We start from the raw sequence: 16,351 nt of genomic DNA, 5'->3' as shown, positions 1-16,351 counted from the left end.
CCGCATGTCTCTGATCACGCCGTTCGAATCCGCCCTCACCGAGCGCACCGACCTGGAGGAGCTGTACAAGCACTTCCACCGCCACCCCGAACTGTCGATGCAGGAGGAGAGGACCGCGGAGCGCATCGAACAGGAGCTTCGGGCGCTCGGCCTGCAGCCGCAGCGCATCGGCGGGGGAGTGGTCGCCGTCATCGAGAACGGTGACGGACCCGTGGTGCTCACCCGCGCCGACTTCGACGCCCTGCCCGTCACGGAGGACACGGGGCTGGAGTACTCCTCGGAGGCCGACGGGGTCATGCATGCCTGCGGGCACGACTTCCACACCACCGCGCTGATCGGCGCGGCACGGGATCTCGTGGATGACCGCGACTCCTGGTCCGGCACGGTGATCGCCCTGTTCCAACCGGGTGAGGAGACCGCGGAGGGCGCCGCCGCCATGGTGGCGGACGGCCTCGCGGATGCTGTCCCCGCACCGGATGTGGCCCTGGCGCAGCACGTGATGCCGGCGAAGGCCGGGCACATCGGCACCGCCGTGGGTCCGATCCTGTCGCAGGGTGATTCGGTGAGGGTGACGATCCACGGGAAGGGGTCGCACGGGTCGATGCCGCATCTGGCGATCGATCCGGTGGTGATCGCGTCCTCGATCGTGGTGCGCCTGCAGTCGATCGTGGGTCGTGAGGTGCCGCCGAACGAGTTCTCCGTGGTGACCGTCGGTGCGATCAACTCGGGCACGAAGTCGAACATCATCCCGGATTCGGCCCAGCTGCTGCTGAACCTGCGGCACTACGAGCCGGCGGTCCGGGACCGCGTGGTCGCCTCCCTGGAGCGGATCGTCAGGGCCGAATGCGCGGCCGGCGGCTGCGAGAAGGACCCGGAGATCGAGTTCTACGACCAGTTCCCGCTCACCACGAACGACGAGGACCTCACTCGGGTCGTCACCGATGCGTTCATCGCCGAGTTCGGTGAGGAGAAGGTCGGCACACAGGTGCCGGTGACGGCGTCGGAGGACTTCTCCCGCATCCCCGATGCGCTCGGGGCGCCGTACACGTATTGGACGGTGGGTGGTTTCGAGGAACCCGACGGGGCTCCCGCGAACCATTCGCCGTTCTTCGCGCCGGTTCTGCAGCCCACCCTCGATGTGATGGTTCAGGCGCAGATCACTGCGGTGCGAGCGTTCGTCGGGAAGTAGTCATTCAGCGCCGCGGTGCGTCACATGAGACGGCGCATCGCGGCGAGGACCTCATCGAGCTTCTCCTCGATGACGGCGCTGTCCTCGGACGCGACCGCGTCATGCACACAGTGGTGCATATGGTCCTCCACGAGGGCGAGGGAGACGGACTCCAGCGCCTTCGTGGTGGCGGCGATCTGCGTGAGCACGTCGATGCAGTAGGTGTCCTCGTCCACCATGCGGTGCAGTCCCCGCACCTGGCCCTCGATCCTCTTGAGGCGGGCCAGGTACTTGGACTTCGCATCGTGGTAGCCGGGGCCCACCTCGTCAGCCATCGAGGTGCTCCAGGATCCGCGGCGCCAGCCCGATGTAGGCGGCGGGCGTCAGCTCCAGCAGACGCGCCTGCTCCTCCTCCGGCAGACCGAGTCCCATGATGAACTCCCGCATCGCCTCACCGTCCACACGGTGACCGCGGGTCAGCTCCTTCAGTCGCTCGTACGGCTGATCCATGCCCTCCACGCCCTGCACACCGAGGGTGCGCATCACCGACTGGACGGCTTCACCGAGCACCTCCCAGTTCTGGTCGAGATCGGTGAGCATCTGCTCGGTGTCCACATCCAGGCCCTTCAGGCCGCGCTCGATGTTGGAGATGGCGAGCAGGGAGTGGCCGAACGCCGGCGCAATGTTGCGCTGCGTGGTGGAGTCCGTCAGGTCGCGCTGCAGGCGGGAGGTGACGAGGGTCTGCGCCAGGACGTCGAACAGAGCGCCGGAGATCTCCAGGTTCGCCTCCGCATTCTCGAAGCGGATCGGGTTCACCTTGTGCGGCATCGTGGAGGAGCCGGTGCCGCCCTGGGCGGACAGGCGCTGACGGAAGTAGCCGAGCGAGATGTACGTCCAGATGTCGGTGGCGAGGTTGTGCAGGATGCGGCCGGCGCGGGCCACATCGGAGAACAGCTCCGCCTGCCAGTCATGCGACTCGATCTGGGTGGTGACGGGGTTCCAGGTGAGGCCGAGGTGCTCCACGAACGTGCGGGAGACCTCCTGCCAATCGGTGCCCGGCACGGACACGGCGTGCGCGGCGTAGGTGCCGGTGGCGCCGTTGATCTTGCCGAGGATCTCGTCGGCCTCGATGCGGCGGGCCTGGCGCTGGAGGCGGTAGGCGAACACCGCGATCTCCTTGCCGAGGGTGGTGGGAGTGGCGGGCTGGCCGTGGGTGCGGGACAGCATCGGCGCGTCCTGGCAGGAGCGGGCCAGCTCCTCGAGGTCAGCGATGATGCCCTTGAGGGCCGGCAGCCACACGTCCTGCACGGCGCCCTTGACCATGAGGGCGTAGGAGAGGTTGTTGATGTCCTCGGAGGTGCAGAAGATGTGCACGATCTCAGCGAGGTCCTCCAGGCTGGTGCCGGTCAGGCGCCGCTTGATGAAGTACTCCACGGCCTTGACGTCGTGCACGGTCTCGCGTTCGATCTCGGCGTGCTCGCGGATGCCGTCGGCCCCGAAGCCCTCCGGGATGGAGCGGAGCAGGGCGCGCTCCTCATCGGTGAGGGGGCGCAGGCCGGGAATGGCCTCGCTGTCCAGGAGGTGGATCATCCATTCGGTCTCCACGATGATGCGCGCACGGTTGAGGGCGGCTTCGGAGAGGTGGTCCACGAGCGGGGCGACCTGCGGGCGGTAGCGTCCGTCGAGCGGGGTCAGGGCAATGGGCGGCTGAATGTCCGAAAGATGCATGGGTCCATCATCTCATGGCGGCAGTGCCTAGAATCGGCCCCATGACTGAGGAGATGACACGCATACGCGCCTGCCTGGAGGGCATCCCCGCCTACGTCCCCGGGAAGCCCGCCCCCGCCGAATCGGCGAAGCTCTCGAGCAACGAATCGCCGTTCCCGCCGCTGCCGGCGATGCGGGACGCTGTCGTCGCCGAGGTCGACGGCCTCAACCGCTACCCCGACGCCGCTGCCGTCGCCCTGCGCACCTCCCTCGCCGAGAAGCACGGTGTGGACTGGACGCAGATCCACGTCTCCACCGGTGCCTCCTCCGTGCTCGGGGAGATCCTCCGCGCCGTCGCCGGCGCCGGTGACGAGGTCGTGTTCCCGTGGCGGTCCTTCGAGCTGTACCCGATCATCGTGCAGTCCCACGGCTGCGACCAGGTCCGCGTCCCGCTCACCGAGGACCACCGCATGGACCTCGACGCGATCGCGGACGCGATCACCGATCGCACCCGCCTGGTGTTCCTGTGCACGCCGAACAACCCGTCCGGTACCTGCGCCACCACCGAGGAGCTGCGGTCCTTCCTGCAGAGGATCCCGTCGGACATCGCGGTCTGCCTCGACGAGGCGTACGGCGAGTTCGCCGGCGACCTCCACCCCGATGCGGACGCCCTGTTCCGCGAGTTCGGCAACGTGGTGCGGCTGAAGACGTTCTCGAAGGTGCACGGCATCGCGGGGCTGCGCCTCGGCTACGCCATCGCCCACCCGAAGCTCGCCGCAGCCCTGGGCCTGGTGACGATGCCGTTCGCGGCGAACACCCTCGCGCAGGCCGCGGCCGTCGCCGCTCTCGAGCCCGCTGCTGCCGCTGAGCTGCAGGAACGGGTCGAGTTCGTCATCGCTGAGCGCCAGCGCATCGTGGAAGCGCTGGAGCTGGACCTCCCGGCCTGCGGCGGCAACTTCGTGTTCCTGCCGCTGGCGGAGCGGTCGGGTGAGTTCGCGGACTTCGCGCGGGAGCGCGGCCTCGTCGTCCGCGCCTACGGGACCGACGGGGCCCGCATCAGCATCGGCACCGCCGAGGAGAACGACCGGACGATCGCGGTGGTCGGCGAATGGTTCGCCTCAGCGCCCTCCGATAGTCTCATTCCGTGACTGTTTTTCGAACGAGCATCCCGCAGGCCCCGCAGGAGGAGCCCACGCTCCGCCTCCTGGAGGCCGACGGGACCCGGCATCCGCACGAGGAGCTGGATGCGGCCATCGCCGATGTGACCGCTGAGCAGATGCGCGGCTTCTACCGGGACATGGTGATGATCCGCGCCGCCGATCTCGAGGCGACGAACCTGCAGCGGCAGGGGCAGCTGGGCCTGTGGGCGAGCGCCCTGGGGCAGGAGGGCGCCCAGATCGGCGCCGGTCACGCCTGCCGCCCCCACGACTACCTGGTCCCCACGTACCGGGAGCACGGCATCGCGTGGGCGCGCGGCATCGAACCGTGGCGCCTGCTGGAGATGTTCCGCGGCGTCAGCCACCTCGGCTGGGATCCGAAGGCGCTGAAGACGCACCCGTACATGATCGTGCTCGGCTCGCAGGTGCCGCAGGGCGTCGGTTACGCCATGGGCATCAAACGCGACGGCCTCGTGGACACCGGCGACCCGGACAAGGACACGGCCGTGCTCACCCTGTTCGGCGACGGCGCGTCCTCCGAAGGCGAAGTGTCCGAGGGGTTCACGTGGGCGGCGTCGTTCCAGACCCCGACCGTGTTCTTCACCCAGAACAACCAGTGGGCGATCTCCGTGCCCACGTCCGTGCAGACCCGGGTGCCGCTCGCGCAGCGCTCCCGCGGGTGGGGGATCCCGTCGGCCCGCGTGGACGGCAACGACGTGCTCGGTGTCCTCGCCGCCACCCGCATCGCCATGGATGCGGCCCGCTCCGGCGGCGGCCCCCGCTTCATCGAAGCGGTCACGTACCGCATGGCGGCGCACACCACCAGTGATGACGCCACCCGTTACCGGCCCTCCGAGGAGGAGGAGTCGTGGCGGCAGAAGGACCCGATCAAGCGCCTCGGCGCCCACCTCGACTCCCTGGACGAGATCGATGACGACTTCGTGAAGTCCTGCGAGGCGGAGGGCCACGACCTCGCGATGGAGCTGCACCACCACATCCATGCGCTGCCGGACCCGGACCCGCGGGAGATGTTCGAGTACGTCTACGCCGAACCGCACCCCCTGATCGAGGAGGAGCGCGCCCAGTTCGAGGCGTTCCAGGCCCAGTTCGAGGAGGACGAGTGATGGTCGAGAAGCTCCCCATCGCCAAGGCGATCGGCCTCGGCCTGCGCGATGCCATGCGCGCCGACGACAAGGTCCTCATCATGGGCGAGGACGTGGGCCGCCTCGGCGGTGTCTTCCGCGTCACCGACGGCCTGTTCGACGAGTTCGGCGGCGATCGCGTGGTCGACACCCCGCTGAGCGAAGCGAGCATCATCGGCACCGCGATCGGGCTGGCGTTCCGCGGCTACCGCGCGAACTGCGAGATCCAGTTCGACGGCTTCGTGTTCCCCGCGTTCAACCAGATCACCACGCAGCTGGCGAAGATGCACAACCGCACCGAGGGCCGTGTGCGGGTCCCCGTGGTCATCCGCATCCCCTACGGCGGCGCGATCGGTGCGGTCGAGCACCATTCGGAGTCGCCGGAGGCGTACTTCACGCACACGGCGGGGCTGCGCGTCATCACCCCGTCCACCGCGAACGACGCCTACTGGATGACCCGCCAGGCCATCGAATGCGAGGACCCCGTCATCGTGTTCGAACCCAAGCGCCACTACTGGCTGCGCGGCGAGGTCGACCTCGACCACGCCCCGGAGGAGTCGGCGTTCCAGGCACGAATCGCCCGCCCCGGTGAGGACGCCACCGTGGTCGCGTGGGGGCCGACGGTCTCCACCGCCTTGGAAGCGGCCGCGCTCGCCGAGGAGGAGGGCCGCAGTGTGGAGGTGATCGACCTGCGGTCGCTGAACCCCATCGACATGCCCACCGTCATCGAGTCCGTGCAGCGGACGGGCCGGCTCGTGGTGGTCCATGAGGCGCCGGTGTTCGGCGGACTCGGCGGTGAGATCGCCGCGCGCGTCACCGAGCAGTGCTTCTACCACCTGGAGGCGCCCGTGCAGCGCGTGGGCGGCTGCTCCACGCCCTACCCGCCGGCACGGATGGAGCGCCACTACCTGCCGGACGCCGAACGCGTCCTCGACGCCGTCACCGCAAGCTTCGCGTACTGAGAGGGACCGCTATGAGCGACATCGTCACCGTTCAGCTGAACGACCCGGGCGAAGGCCTGACCGAGGCCGAGATCATCGAGATCCGCGTCCAGGTGGGCGACCGGGTCGAGATCAACGACCCCATCGTCACGGTGGAGACCGCGAAGAGCGCGGTGGAGCTGCCCTCGCACGTGGCGGGCACCGTCGCTGCGATCCACGTCGCCGTCGGCCAGGAGGTCCCCGTCGGCGATCCGCTGCTGGACATCGACACCAGCGGGGGAGGGGCCGACGGATCCGCCCCCGCCAGCGGTGCCGACGCCTCGGCCGCCGACGCTGACGCCGGCTCCGCAGCTGGCGCCGTCGCTGGTGAGGCCCCTGCGGGTGCGCAGGCCGCCGCCGAGACCGGCGGTGACGACGCGGCCGCCGCAGCGGAGGAGCCGAAGACCCTCGTCGGGTACGGCGCCGCCGCTCCCACCGCCCGCCGGCGCCGCCGCACCGCCCCCAGCGGTGATGACCAGAAGCAGGTGCCGATCGACCGCATCCTCGCCAAACCGCCCGTGCGGAAGATGGCGAAGGACCTCGGCGTGGCGCTGCACGACGTCCTCGCCACCGGTCCCGGCGGCACCGTCACCCGCGAGGACGTCCTCGCCGCCAGCCAGCGCGCCCTCGACGGCGACTTCTTCCCCGATGACGCCCCGCAGGCCCCCGAGGACCTGTCCGGGTCGATGAAGGCGCCCCGCAGTCAGCCGTTCCCCGGCGTCACCAGCGACGACTCCACCACCCGCGTCCCGATCCGGTCGGTCCGCAAGCGCACTGCTGAAGCCATGGTGTCCTCCGCGTTCACCGCGCCGCACGTCACTGTGTTCAACGAAGTGGACATGACCGAGACGATGGAGCTGATCGCTCAGCTGAAGGCGTCCCGCGAATGGTCCGACATCCACGTCTCCCCGCTCGCGGTCCTCGCCCGCGCCGTGCTCGTGGCGATCCGCCGCAACCCGGAGGTCAACGCCTCCTGGGACGAGGACGCGCAGGAGATCGTCTACAAGCACTTCGTGAACCTCGGCATCGCCGCCGCCACCCCGCGCGGCCTCATCGTGCCGAACATCAAGGATGCGCACCTGATGACCCTGAAGGAGCTGGCGCAGTCCATCACGGAGCTCGCGCAGACCGCCCGCGCCGGCAAGACCACGCTGTCCGCCACCCGCGGCGGCACCATCACCATCACGAACTTCGGTGTGTTCGGCATCGACTCCGGCACCCCGATCCTCAACCCCGGGGAGTCGGTGATCGTCGGCTTCGGTGCGATCAAGGAGAAGCCGTGGGTGGTGGACGGCCGGATCGAGCCCCGGAGGATCTGTCAGCTCGCCGTCAGCTTCGACCACCGCCTCATCGACGGTGCGCTCGGCTCCGAACTGCTGCGCGACATCTCCGCCGTCCTCGAACGCCCCCAGCTGGGCCTGGTCTGGGGCTGAGGCATGACCGAACAGTCGTCACGCCGCTCCGACCTGATGCACACGGCGGAGTTCCACGCCGTCACCAGCGCGGACCTCGCCGATGACCGCCCCGCCGAGGCGCCCGAACCCGGCGCTGGGCTGACCGCCCTGCTCGTCGGCGTCGGCGGTGCCCTCGGCGCCGCGATGCGCTGGTCCCTCGAACTGCTCTACCCGTTCTCCGTCACGCCGACGCTCGCGGAGATCCCCGTCGCGACCCTCAGCGCGAATGTCATCGGCTGCCTGGTCGCCGGCCTCATCGCCGGTGTCCTGGACGCGCGCCCCGACACCCCCGGGTGGGTGCGGCCGCTGACAGTCGTCGGGTTCTGCGGCGGCTTCACCTCCCTGTCCACGTTCATCATCGGCGTCGGCTCCATCATCGGCGGTCACGCCGCCCTGGTGGCACTGGAGTACGCGTTCCTCACCGTCGGCCTGGTCGTCCTCTCGGTCGTGTTCGGCTTCGTCGTGGGCCGCGCCGGAGCGAAGAGGAGGGTCGCATGATGCCCCTGGCGATGGTCATGCTCGGCGGCGGCCTCGGCGCGCTCGCCCGCTGGTCGCTCACTCTCATCGACCGCGACACCGACGATGAGCGCATCCTGCTCGACTTCCCGTGGGCGACGTTCAGCGCGAACGTCCTCGCCTCCTTCGTGCTCGGCGTGGTGGTGAGGATCCTCGGCTCCTCCACCGACCCGCTGAAGGAATCGCTCCTGCTGCTGCTCGCCACCGGCTTCTGCGGCGGCATGTCCACCATGAGCACGTTTGCGCTCGAGCTGCTGATGCTGGTGCGCCGCTCCTCCACCGTCACCGCTGTGGGGTACCTGACCCTGTCGATGGGCTGTGCGATGGCGGCGTTCTGGGTGGGCACTATGTTGGTCCCATGATCGTCCTCGCCGCCGCTCTGATCCTGGCGCTCGCCGTATCCGCGGCGGGCGCTCTGTTCGCCGAGGGCAGCGCCGCGGTCCTGTTCGACGCCGCCGGCCCCCTCACCCAGTACGGTCTGCCGCTGGTCGGCACCGTGGTGGACACCGCCATGCTGCTGGTGCTCGGCGGCTGCGTCCTCGCCGCGTGGATCCTGCCCGCTGCGGCACCCGTCGGCCCTCAGCGCACCCGCATCCTGCAGATCGTCGCCGGCGCCGCCGTCGTGTGGACCCTCGGGGACATCGCCCACCTGCTGCTGTCCTACTCCCTCGCCACCGGGCAGTCCCTCGGATCCGGCCGCTTCGGCTCCGACCTGCCGGTCTACCTCGCCTCCGACCTCGGCCGCTGGCTCATCGTCGGCATCCTCCTCGCTGCTGCCGCCAGCGTCACCGCCCTCACCGGCACCAGCCGCAGCACCGCCGTCATCACCGGCGCCCTCGCGGCCCTGGCCCTGTTCGGCAAGGCCATGACCGGCCACGCCTCCGGCGGCTCCGACCACGAGACCGCCACCAGCTCCCTGCTGTTCCACCTCGCCGCGGTCGCCGTCTGGGTGGGGCCACTGCTGCTCCTGCAGCTCATCCGCGTGGACGATGCCGCCCTGCGCGCCCGCATCATCCGGCGCTTCTCCGCCGTCGCCCTGATCGCCTGGACGGTCCTCGCCCTCTCCGGTGTGTGGGCGCTCTGGGTGCGGATCACCTCCGTCAACGACCTGGTGGCGGCCCCGTACGGGCAGCTCGCCACCGGCAAGATCCTGCTGCTGCTCGTGCTCGGGGCAGCCGGCTGGGGGCAGCGCCGCCTCATCGCCCAGCGGGCCGACGGGTTCATCGCCCTGGCCCGGCTCGAGGCCGTGCTGATGATGCTCGCGGTCGGCCTCGGCGCCGCCATGAGCTCCTCCCCGCCGCCCGCCCCCGAAGCGGAGGTCGTGCCCGGCCCGGCGGGCCTGCTCACCGGGTTCCCGCTGCCGCCGAACCCGCAGTGGGGGATCCTCACCGAGCTGCGGCCGGACGTGTTCGCGATCTTCACCGCCGGCATCCTCATCGCCGTATGGCTGTGGGCGGACCTTCCGCACCGCCGAACCCTCGTCACCGCAATGGTCCTGTTCGCGCTGATCCAGTCCAGCAGCATCGCCGTGTACGGCAAGGTCCTGTTCTCCGCGCACCTCATTCAGCACCTGGTGCTGCTGGCCGCCGTCGGCCTGCCCCTGTCGCGCCTGCTGCCGTCGGCGTGGATCGCACGGATCACCGGGCGGCGCCGCTGGGTCCTCACCGCGGCGCCGCTGGCGATCATGGTCCTCTGGTACCACTGGCCGGCCGCGCTGTGGGCAGCGCTGGACACCCACACCGCGCACCTGGCGATGGTCCTCTCCGCCGTCGTCGCCGGTGTCATCTGGGGCGCCGTGTCACGGGCATGGGCCCCGTCGGTCCTCATCCTCCCGGCGCTGTTCGCCGCATGGGGCTTCGCGCTCACCATCAGCGACCGCGTGCTCGCGCCCTCCTGGTTCGGCGCCACCGGCCGCACCTGGCTGGCCGACGCGCTCGCAGATCAGCGAAGCGCCGCACTGGCCCTCGTGACCGGTGCGGCGCTCATCGCGATCGTGCAGGTGCTTCAGCGGCGCACGCGGCCCCGCGCGAAGATCGACCGGGCCTGATCCAGGCCCTCCTCGAGGCCGGCGCGGGACGACGTCCGCACGCGCGCGAACTCCTCGGCTGCGGCCGGGTCGATCGCCTGGGCGCGCAGCTGCAGGGCAGCGATCTCCGCCTGCGACTGCAGCAGCGGGATCGTGCCCGTGGTGGCGCTGACCTGGCCGAGGACCGCAAGGTCTCCGCGGTCGCGGGGGAACGTGTCGAGGTACATGTCCGCGGTCAGCGCTGGGTCGATGACATCCACCCCGGCTTCGTGGCCGGTCGCGAACACGACCAGGTCGAACGACTCCAGCGGCAGGTGGCGGCCGTCGAGTGCGAGGGCGATGCGGTGGTCCCGCACCAGCGGCAGCAGCTCATCGGACACCACCGGTTCGGACTCCAGCAGCGGCGTGGACGGCAGCGGCAGACCCGCCGCCTCCTGGTCGCCCTGCAGAGCGGACACCGCCTTCGCCGCGATCTTCTCGTTGAGGCGGCCGAGGAACCCGGGCTTCGCCGAAGCGATCGCATCCGCCGGGACGGGGCCGATCGAGCGGGGCACCACCCAGCGGCGCTCCTCCCACAGCATCGTGATGCGGCGGTCCGGGTCTCCAGCGAGATCCACGGCGACATCGGCGGCGGACTGCGTGGAGCCCACCACGAGGACGCGACCCTCCGGGGTCTGCTCGGAGCCGGCGTAATCATCGGAGTGGATCCAGCGGACACCCGCGTCCTCCACATCCCAGCGCAGCTGGGTGGGCAGGATGCGGCGCGTCGACGCCCCGGTGGCGACGATGACCGCGCTGTACGGGCGGACCTCACCGGTGGAGAACTCCACCTCCCACAGCCCCTCCTTCAGCGAGCGAGCGGAGCGCACCTGCGTGTTCGGCTCGAACTCCTCGGACAGGTCCGCGTGCGCCACGAACGCCCGCAGGTACATGCCGTACTGCTCCGCGGTCGGGAACGTCGGGAAGGAGACGGGCATGCGCAGGCCGTCGAACTCCGTCATCGACTTCGAGGAGTGCATCCGCATGCCGGGCCATGCCGGGGCGTCGGGCGCCTCGGTGCACCACACGCCGCCCACCTGAGGGCGACCGTCGACCAGATCGAACGGGAGGCCGGCCCGCTTCAGATAGGACGCGGCGGCCAGGCCCGCGGGGCCGGCGCCGATCACGAGCGTCTTCTTGGGCATAGGGAAAACCTTCCGTGCAGAGGCTGAGCTGAAGCCATCCTAAACGGGCGCCCCTGTCATGTTCCTTCACGGACCTCGACCCGCTCGCGCCTGCGCTGCGAGGATCGCTCCATGACCCACAAGTTCAGCACCCTCGCCATCCACGCAGGCCAGACCCCTGATTCCGATCACGGCTCCCGCGCCCTGCCCATCCATCAGACCACCAGCTACGTGTTCCCCGACCAGAACACCGCCGCCGCTCGCTTCGCCCTCGCCGAACCGGGCCAGATCTACACCCGCATCACCAACCCCACCCAGGGCACCGTGGAGGACCGCATCGCCGCCCTCGAGGGCGGAGCGGCCGGCCTCCTCGTCGCCTCCGGGCAGGCCGCCATCACGTTCGCCGTGCTCAACGTCGCCCGCGCCGGCGACTCGATCGTCGCGTCCCCGTCGCTGTACGGCGGCACCGCGAATCTCTTCACCCACACTCTGCAGCGGCTCGGCATCACCACCCACTGGGTGCAGAACCCGTCGGACCCCGAGTCCTGGCGCGCCGCAGCGGACGAGACCACGAAGCTGTTCTTCGGTGAGACGATCCCCAACCCGAAGCACGACATCCTCGACATCCGCGCCGTCGCCGACACCGCCCACGACATCGGCGTCCCCCTCATCGTGGACAACACGGTCGCCACCCCCTACCTGCTGCGCCCCCTCGAGCACGGCGCGGACGTGGTCATCCACTCCGCCACGAAGTTCCTCGGCGGCCACGGCACCGCCATCGCCGGCGCCATCGTCGACGGCGGCACCTTCGACTTCACCGCCCACGGCGAGAAGTTCCCGAACTTCACCGAACCGGACGAGTCCTACAACGGGCTGCGCTTCGCAGACGTCCCCGCGCCGTTCGCGAGCCGCGCCCGCGCGCAGCTGCTGCGCGACATCGGCGCCGCCGTCTCCCCGTTCAACGCGTTCCTCATCGCCCAGGGCATCGAGACGCTGCCGCTGCGCCTGGACCGGCATGTGGAGAACGCCCGCGCCGTCGCCGAGCACCTGGAGGGCCATGCGGGCGTGAAGTCCGTGACCTGGGCGTCGCTGGACTCCTCCCCGTACAAGGAGCTCGCGGACCGGTACGTCCCCAAGGGCGCCGGTGCGGTCCTCGGGTTCGAACTGGAGGGCGGCCTCGAGCAGGCCGCCGCGTTCGTCAACGCCCTGGAGCTGTTCTCCAACCTGGCGAACATCGGCGATGTCCGCTCCCTTGTGGTGCATCCCGCCTCCACCACCCACTCCCAGCTGACCGCTGAGGAGCTGGAGGCGCTCGGCATCTCGTCCTCGTTCATCCGCCTGTCCGTGGGGCTGGAGGACATCGACGACATCATCGCGGACCTGGAGAGGGGGTTCGCGGCCGTGGGCGCCTAGAGTGGAGGGATGCTCCCCGATTTCACGCCCCGAGCCCTCGTCTTCGACTGCGACGGCCTGCTGCTGGACACGGAGTCCCTGTGGAACCGCACCCAGCAGGCCGTCCTCGCCGATTACGGCACCACTCTCACCGACGAGCAGGAGGCCGCCATCATGGGCACCACCCTGCACGACACGGCCACGATCATCGCCGGTGCAGCCGGCCGCTCCGTCGAGCAGGTGAAGAGCGATGTGTCCGAGCACTTCACCCGGTCCCTGCACGGCAGCATCGAGGTGATGCCCGGTGCCCGCGAGCTTCTCGCCTCCCTGCACGGCCGCATCCCGATGGCAGTCGCATCCAACTCGTCCCCGGACGAACTGCAGCTGAAGCTGGAGGAGGGCGGCCTGATCGGCTTCTTCGACTCCCTGCACTCCGCCGGCAGTGTGGAGCGGCCGAAGCCCGCCCCGGACATGTACCTCGCCGCGGCCCGCGACCTCGGGGTCGAACCGGAGCACTGCCTCGCGTTCGAGGACTCACCCGTCGGCGGCCGCGCCGCGAAGGCCGCCGGCATGCGCCTGGTCGGCATCCCCTCCACCGCGCTGCCCGTGGACGTCGCCGACGTGCAGGTGCAGTCGCTGTGCGACCCCAGGCTGATCGAGTACCTCGCCGATAGGCTGGGCGCTGTTCCTTTCACCGCCGAGGAGACCCCTGATCATGACTGACACCCTCGCCACGCCCGAGCGGCCCGACGCCCCGGAGCTGCGCGGCCGCTCCTGGCTGAACACCGGCGGCGCCGCCCTCACCCTCGATGACCTCCGCGGCAAGGTCGTGGTGCTGGACTTCTGGACGTTCTGCTGCGTGAACTGCCTGCACGTCCTGGACGAACTGCGTCCCCTGGAGGAGGAGTTCGGAGACGTCGCCGTGGTGGTCGGCGTGCACTCCCCGAAGTTCGAGTTCGAACGCGACCCGGACGCCCTGGCCGCCAACTGCGAGCGGTACGACGTCCACCACCCCGTCCTCGACGACCCGGAGCTGCGCACCTGGACCGCGTACGGCGCGAAGGCATGGCCCACCCTGATCGTGCTGGACACCCACGGCCGCATCGCCGCGTCCATGTCCGGTGAGGGCCACCGCGAGAACCTCCGCGGCATCATCGAGCGCCTCGCCGCCGAAGGCAAGAGCGACGGCTCCCTGCGCCGCGGCCCGGCCCCCACCGTCATCGAGGAGCGGGAGCTGCAGCCGCTGCGGTTCCCCTCGAAGGCGGTCCGCCTCAACGACGGCCGCTGGGCCGTCTCCGATGCCGGCCAGCACCGCGTGGTCATCACCGAAGCGGACGGCTCCACGGTCTCCGAGGTCATCGGCACCGGTCAGCGCGGCTGGGCCGACGGGGAGGCCGGCGAGGCCCAGTTCGCCGAACCGAACGGCATTGCCGTGCTGCCGCCCGAGGTCGCCGACGAGTGCGGCTACGACCTCGTCGTCGCGGACACCGCGAACCACCGTCTGCGCGGCATCGCCCTGGGCCATGCCCGCCTGCTGCGCTCCCGCACCGCGTCCGTGGTGCGCTCCCTCGCCGGCACGGGCCGCCAGTGGATGCAGGGGGAGCCGCTGGCGTCGTTCTCCGGCAGCCCGCTGGCGTTCAGCCTCTCCACCCCGTGGGACCTGCAGTACGATCCGGTGTCCCGCCAGGTGCTGATCACCATGGCCGGCATCCACCAGCTGTGGGCGTACACCCCGGCCGTGGTCGACGACAACGGCGAGTTCGGCGACACCGGCGCCATCGGCGTCATCGCCGGCACCACCCAGGAGGGCTCCGTGGACGGCCCCCTGCACGACTCCTGGTGGGCGCAGCCGTCCGGCATCACCGTGGACGGCTCCGGCTCCCTGTTCGTTGCGGATTCCGAGACCTCCGCCATCCGCATGGTCGACCATGAGCGCCAGGCCGTCACCACCCTCGCGGGTGCTGGCCTGTTCGACTTCGGATACGTGGACGGCCCGCTGGAGACGGCGCGCTTCCAGCACCCGCTGGGCATCACTGTCATGACCGATGGCCGCATCGCCGTGGCGGACACGTACAACGGCGCGATCCGGATCGTGGATCCGTCGCAGGACTCCGTGGTGACGATCGCGACGGGCCTGAACGAACCGTCGGATGTGCAGAACGCCGACCCGATCGACGGGGTCGCGCAGCTGATGGTGGTGGAGTCCGGTGCGCACCGCATCAACTGGATCTCCGCCGCCCCCGCCGCAGAGCAGCACATCGACACGGGCGCGCAGGAGACGCAGCGTCCCGTCACAGATGTCCCGGCCGACGGGCGCCTGCGCGTAGACGTGCTCTTCACCCCGCCGGAGGGCCACAAACTGGATGACTCCTACGGCCCGGCCACCAAGGTGTCGATCACGACGACACCGCCCGAGATGCTGCTCAGCGGCGGCGGTGACAGCACGGACCTGTCCCGCACGATCGAACTGGACCCGTCGATCCCGGAGGGTGTTCTGCATGTGAACGCCCGCGCCGCCAGCTGCGACGCGGACCCGGCGAACGAGTTCCCCGCCTGCCACATGCACCAGCAGGACTGGGGTGTGCCGATCGCGCTGGCCGACGGGGCCCCTGACCACCTCGACCTCTCACTGCTTGGATGATGCCCGACTTCTCGCTCGGAACTGATGTCCTCTGGTCCCTGATCGCGCTGGCCGTGGTGTCGGCGGCGCTGATCGTGGTGCCGCTGGTGCTGGAGCGCCGCGGCGCGGCCCGTCCCGATTCCACGCTGCGGCTGGCGCTCGCGGACCTGCTGAACGCAGCCGCTCGTCCCGCGCTCATCGGTGGCGTCATCATCGCGGTGCTGCTGCTGGTGGTGCCCGGCGGGATGGACGTGCGGTTCATCCGCGCGGGTGCTCTGCTCGTCGGCATCCTGGTGGGTGTGCTCACCACCTGGCGGATGATCACCCCGCTGGCGTCGGCGGTCCCGCCCGTGGACGCCGCCGATGCACCTGAACCCGGCTCCGGCGAGCCGGGCACCGCGGCCGCGGAGACGGCAGCGCCGGACACGTCAGCACTGGGTGCTGCCGGTCTGCTCACCGCGATCGCCGTGTTCCTGCTGCAGGCGAGCGCGGGCATCCCGCTGATCACCGCGGCGGGCGGCCTCGCCCTGTTCCTCGCCGCCCTGCAGGCGGTGCGGTCGGTGACGGGCGTCGGAGCGATCAGCGCCCACCTGCTGGTGGGGGTCCTGGAGCGCGAAGAAAAGGTCGCGCCCGGCGCCTCCGCGGAGCGGGCCGACGCCGCACTCGACCGCGCGTCCGGCACCCTCCTGCGGGCCGTCCTCGCGCTGCTGCTGCCGGGTGCTGTGATCACTGCCGGCGGCCCCCTCATCGGTGTGCACGCCGTCATCCTCGGCCTCATCGGTGTGATCGCGATCCAGGTGGCGGCTGTCCTGCCGCACCTGCTGGGCCGCCTGTTCCCGCAGTCGGCGGTTCTGCGCACCGCGATCGGTGCCGGGATCCCGCTGGCCGGCCTCATCGCCGGACTGGTGCTGTGGCTGCCGAGCCGGTACTCCCAGCTGCGGATGGCGCAGGCCGGGCACGGCTTCTACGACGATCCGCTGCTGCTGTCGATGTTCGTCTCCCCGAACCCCGACGGGTCCCCGCCCT

General features: G+C 70.4%; 15 protein-coding genes. 12 read left to right on the top strand and 3 right to left on the bottom strand.

The window, feature by feature from the left end; genetic code table 11:
* The first annotated feature begins 4 nt into the window (after positions 1-4).
* Positions 5-1,189 carry an amidohydrolase gene (locus tag MHY20_RS08725; RefSeq protein WP_239376218.1) on the top strand — a complete coding sequence of 395 codons (1,185 nt, stop codon included), beginning with the start codon at positions 5-7 and terminating at the stop codon, positions 1,187-1,189.
* A 20-nt stretch (positions 1,190-1,209) separates the two neighbouring features.
* On the opposite strand, the gene MHY20_RS08720 is transcribed toward MHY20_RS08725, so the two are convergent.
* Both MHY20_RS08720 and purB read right to left on the bottom strand, forming a co-directional pair.
* A complete protein-coding gene (locus tag MHY20_RS08720) occupies positions 1,210-1,503 on the bottom strand; it encodes a metal-sensitive transcriptional regulator (protein ID WP_183376247.1) in 294 nt (97 codons plus the stop codon).
* On the bottom strand, positions 1,496-2,896 hold the full coding sequence (gene purB, locus MHY20_RS08715; RefSeq protein WP_239376216.1) for an adenylosuccinate lyase: 1,401 nt from the start codon (positions 2,894-2,896) through the stop codon (positions 1,496-1,498). Before purB ends, MHY20_RS08720 begins: the two co-directional genes overlap by 8 nt.
* Positions 2,897-2,937: 41 nt before the next feature.
* Here purB and hisC point away from each other — a divergent pair, with 41 nt between their 5' ends.
* From hisC to MHY20_RS08680, 7 genes are read left to right on the top strand one after another with little or no spacing between them, the layout of a single operon-like run.
* A complete protein-coding gene (hisC, locus tag MHY20_RS08710) occupies positions 2,938-4,023 on the top strand; it encodes a histidinol-phosphate transaminase (protein ID WP_239376214.1) in 1,086 nt (361 codons plus the stop codon).
* Positions 4,020-5,156, top strand: a complete 1,137-nt coding sequence (locus MHY20_RS08705) for a thiamine pyrophosphate-dependent dehydrogenase E1 component subunit alpha (protein WP_183376253.1) — start codon at positions 4,020-4,022, stop codon at positions 5,154-5,156. Before hisC ends, MHY20_RS08705 begins: the two co-directional genes overlap by 4 nt.
* On the top strand, positions 5,156-6,136 hold the full coding sequence (locus MHY20_RS08700; RefSeq protein ID WP_221187265.1) for an alpha-ketoacid dehydrogenase subunit beta: 981 nt from the start codon (positions 5,156-5,158) through the stop codon (positions 6,134-6,136). Before MHY20_RS08705 ends, MHY20_RS08700 begins: the two co-directional genes overlap by 1 nt.
* A gap of 11 nt (positions 6,137-6,147) precedes the next feature.
* Positions 6,148-7,587: a dihydrolipoamide acetyltransferase family protein gene (locus MHY20_RS08695; protein ID WP_239376212.1), complete on the top strand. Its 1,440-nt coding sequence runs from the start codon at positions 6,148-6,150 to the stop codon at positions 7,585-7,587.
* A 3-nt stretch (positions 7,588-7,590) separates the two neighbouring features.
* On the top strand, positions 7,591-8,106 hold the full coding sequence (locus tag MHY20_RS08690; protein WP_239376210.1) for a CrcB family protein: 516 nt from the start codon (positions 7,591-7,593) through the stop codon (positions 8,104-8,106).
* Positions 8,103-8,486: a CrcB family protein gene (locus MHY20_RS08685; protein ID WP_239376208.1), complete on the top strand. Its 384-nt coding sequence runs from the start codon at positions 8,103-8,105 to the stop codon at positions 8,484-8,486. The genes MHY20_RS08690 and MHY20_RS08685 overlap by 4 nt, the downstream gene beginning before the upstream one ends.
* The gene (locus tag MHY20_RS08680) at positions 8,483-10,171 is read left to right on the top strand and encodes a CopD family protein (protein ID WP_239376206.1); all 1,689 of its coding nucleotides are present in this window, start codon (positions 8,483-8,485) and stop codon (positions 10,169-10,171) included. The genes MHY20_RS08685 and MHY20_RS08680 overlap by 4 nt, the downstream gene beginning before the upstream one ends.
* Here the strand turns inward: MHY20_RS08680 and MHY20_RS08675 are convergent.
* Complete coding sequence (locus tag MHY20_RS08675) at positions 10,129-11,334, bottom strand: NAD(P)-binding domain-containing protein (RefSeq protein WP_183376265.1); 1,206 nt, start codon at positions 11,332-11,334, stop codon at positions 10,129-10,131. The two genes, MHY20_RS08680 and MHY20_RS08675, sit on opposite strands and share 43 nt — an antisense overlap.
* Positions 11,335-11,445: 111 nt before the next feature.
* On the opposite strand from MHY20_RS08675, the gene MHY20_RS08670 reads away from it, so the two are divergent.
* The 4 genes from MHY20_RS08670 to MHY20_RS08655 all read left to right on the top strand — a co-directional run.
* Positions 11,446-12,726 carry a PLP-dependent transferase gene (locus tag MHY20_RS08670; RefSeq protein WP_239376204.1) on the top strand — a complete coding sequence of 427 codons (1,281 nt, stop codon included), beginning with the start codon at positions 11,446-11,448 and terminating at the stop codon, positions 12,724-12,726.
* A gap of 9 nt (positions 12,727-12,735) precedes the next feature.
* Positions 12,736-13,428 (top strand): HAD family phosphatase, encoded by a 693-nt coding sequence (locus tag MHY20_RS08665; protein WP_239376202.1) that lies wholly within the window; start codon positions 12,736-12,738, stop codon positions 13,426-13,428.
* Positions 13,421-15,346 (top strand): redoxin domain-containing protein, encoded by a 1,926-nt coding sequence (locus tag MHY20_RS08660; RefSeq protein ID WP_239376201.1) that lies wholly within the window; start codon positions 13,421-13,423, stop codon positions 15,344-15,346. The genes MHY20_RS08665 and MHY20_RS08660 overlap by 8 nt, the downstream gene beginning before the upstream one ends.
* Positions 15,346-16,351, top strand: a 1,006-nt coding sequence (locus MHY20_RS08655) for a hypothetical protein (protein ID WP_239376200.1), incomplete at its 3' end; no start/stop codon positions are given. The genes MHY20_RS08660 and MHY20_RS08655, both read left to right, overlap by 1 nt.

This window comes from Helcobacillus sp. ACRRO, assembly GCF_022347125.1.
In the GTDB taxonomy this organism is placed as follows: Bacteria; Actinomycetota; Actinomycetes; order Actinomycetales; family Dermabacteraceae; genus Helcobacillus; species Helcobacillus massiliensis.
Note: the sequence above shows the minus strand (reverse complement) of the source record. Positions and strands in the feature narration are given on the sequence as shown.

Excerpts from the sequence above, each read along its gene's own strand:
- MHY20_RS08725 (WP_239376218.1), top strand. The coding sequence starts at position 5 with ATGTCTCTGATCACGCCGTTCGAATCCGCCCTCACCGAGCGCACCGAC.
- MHY20_RS08720 (WP_183376247.1), bottom strand. The coding sequence starts at position 1,503 with ATGGCTGACGAGGTGGGCCCCGGCTACCACGATGCGAAGTCCAAGTAC.
- purB (WP_239376216.1), bottom strand. The coding sequence starts at position 2,896 with ATGCATCTTTCGGACATTCAGCCGCCCATTGCCCTGACCCCGCTCGAC.
- hisC (WP_239376214.1), top strand. The coding sequence starts at position 2,938 with ATGACTGAGGAGATGACACGCATACGCGCCTGCCTGGAGGGCATCCCC.
- MHY20_RS08700 (WP_221187265.1), top strand. The coding sequence starts at position 5,156 with ATGGTCGAGAAGCTCCCCATCGCCAAGGCGATCGGCCTCGGCCTGCGC.
- MHY20_RS08695 (WP_239376212.1), top strand. The coding sequence starts at position 6,148 with ATGAGCGACATCGTCACCGTTCAGCTGAACGACCCGGGCGAAGGCCTG.
- MHY20_RS08690 (WP_239376210.1), top strand. The coding sequence starts at position 7,591 with ATGACCGAACAGTCGTCACGCCGCTCCGACCTGATGCACACGGCGGAG.
- MHY20_RS08685 (WP_239376208.1), top strand. The coding sequence starts at position 8,103 with ATGATGCCCCTGGCGATGGTCATGCTCGGCGGCGGCCTCGGCGCGCTC.
- MHY20_RS08680 (WP_239376206.1), top strand. The coding sequence starts at position 8,483 with ATGATCGTCCTCGCCGCCGCTCTGATCCTGGCGCTCGCCGTATCCGCG.
- MHY20_RS08675 (WP_183376265.1), bottom strand. The coding sequence starts at position 11,334 with ATGCCCAAGAAGACGCTCGTGATCGGCGCCGGCCCCGCGGGCCTGGCC.
- MHY20_RS08670 (WP_239376204.1), top strand. The coding sequence starts at position 11,446 with ATGACCCACAAGTTCAGCACCCTCGCCATCCACGCAGGCCAGACCCCT.
- MHY20_RS08665 (WP_239376202.1), top strand. The coding sequence starts at position 12,736 with ATGCTCCCCGATTTCACGCCCCGAGCCCTCGTCTTCGACTGCGACGGC.
- MHY20_RS08660 (WP_239376201.1), top strand. The coding sequence starts at position 13,421 with ATGACTGACACCCTCGCCACGCCCGAGCGGCCCGACGCCCCGGAGCTG.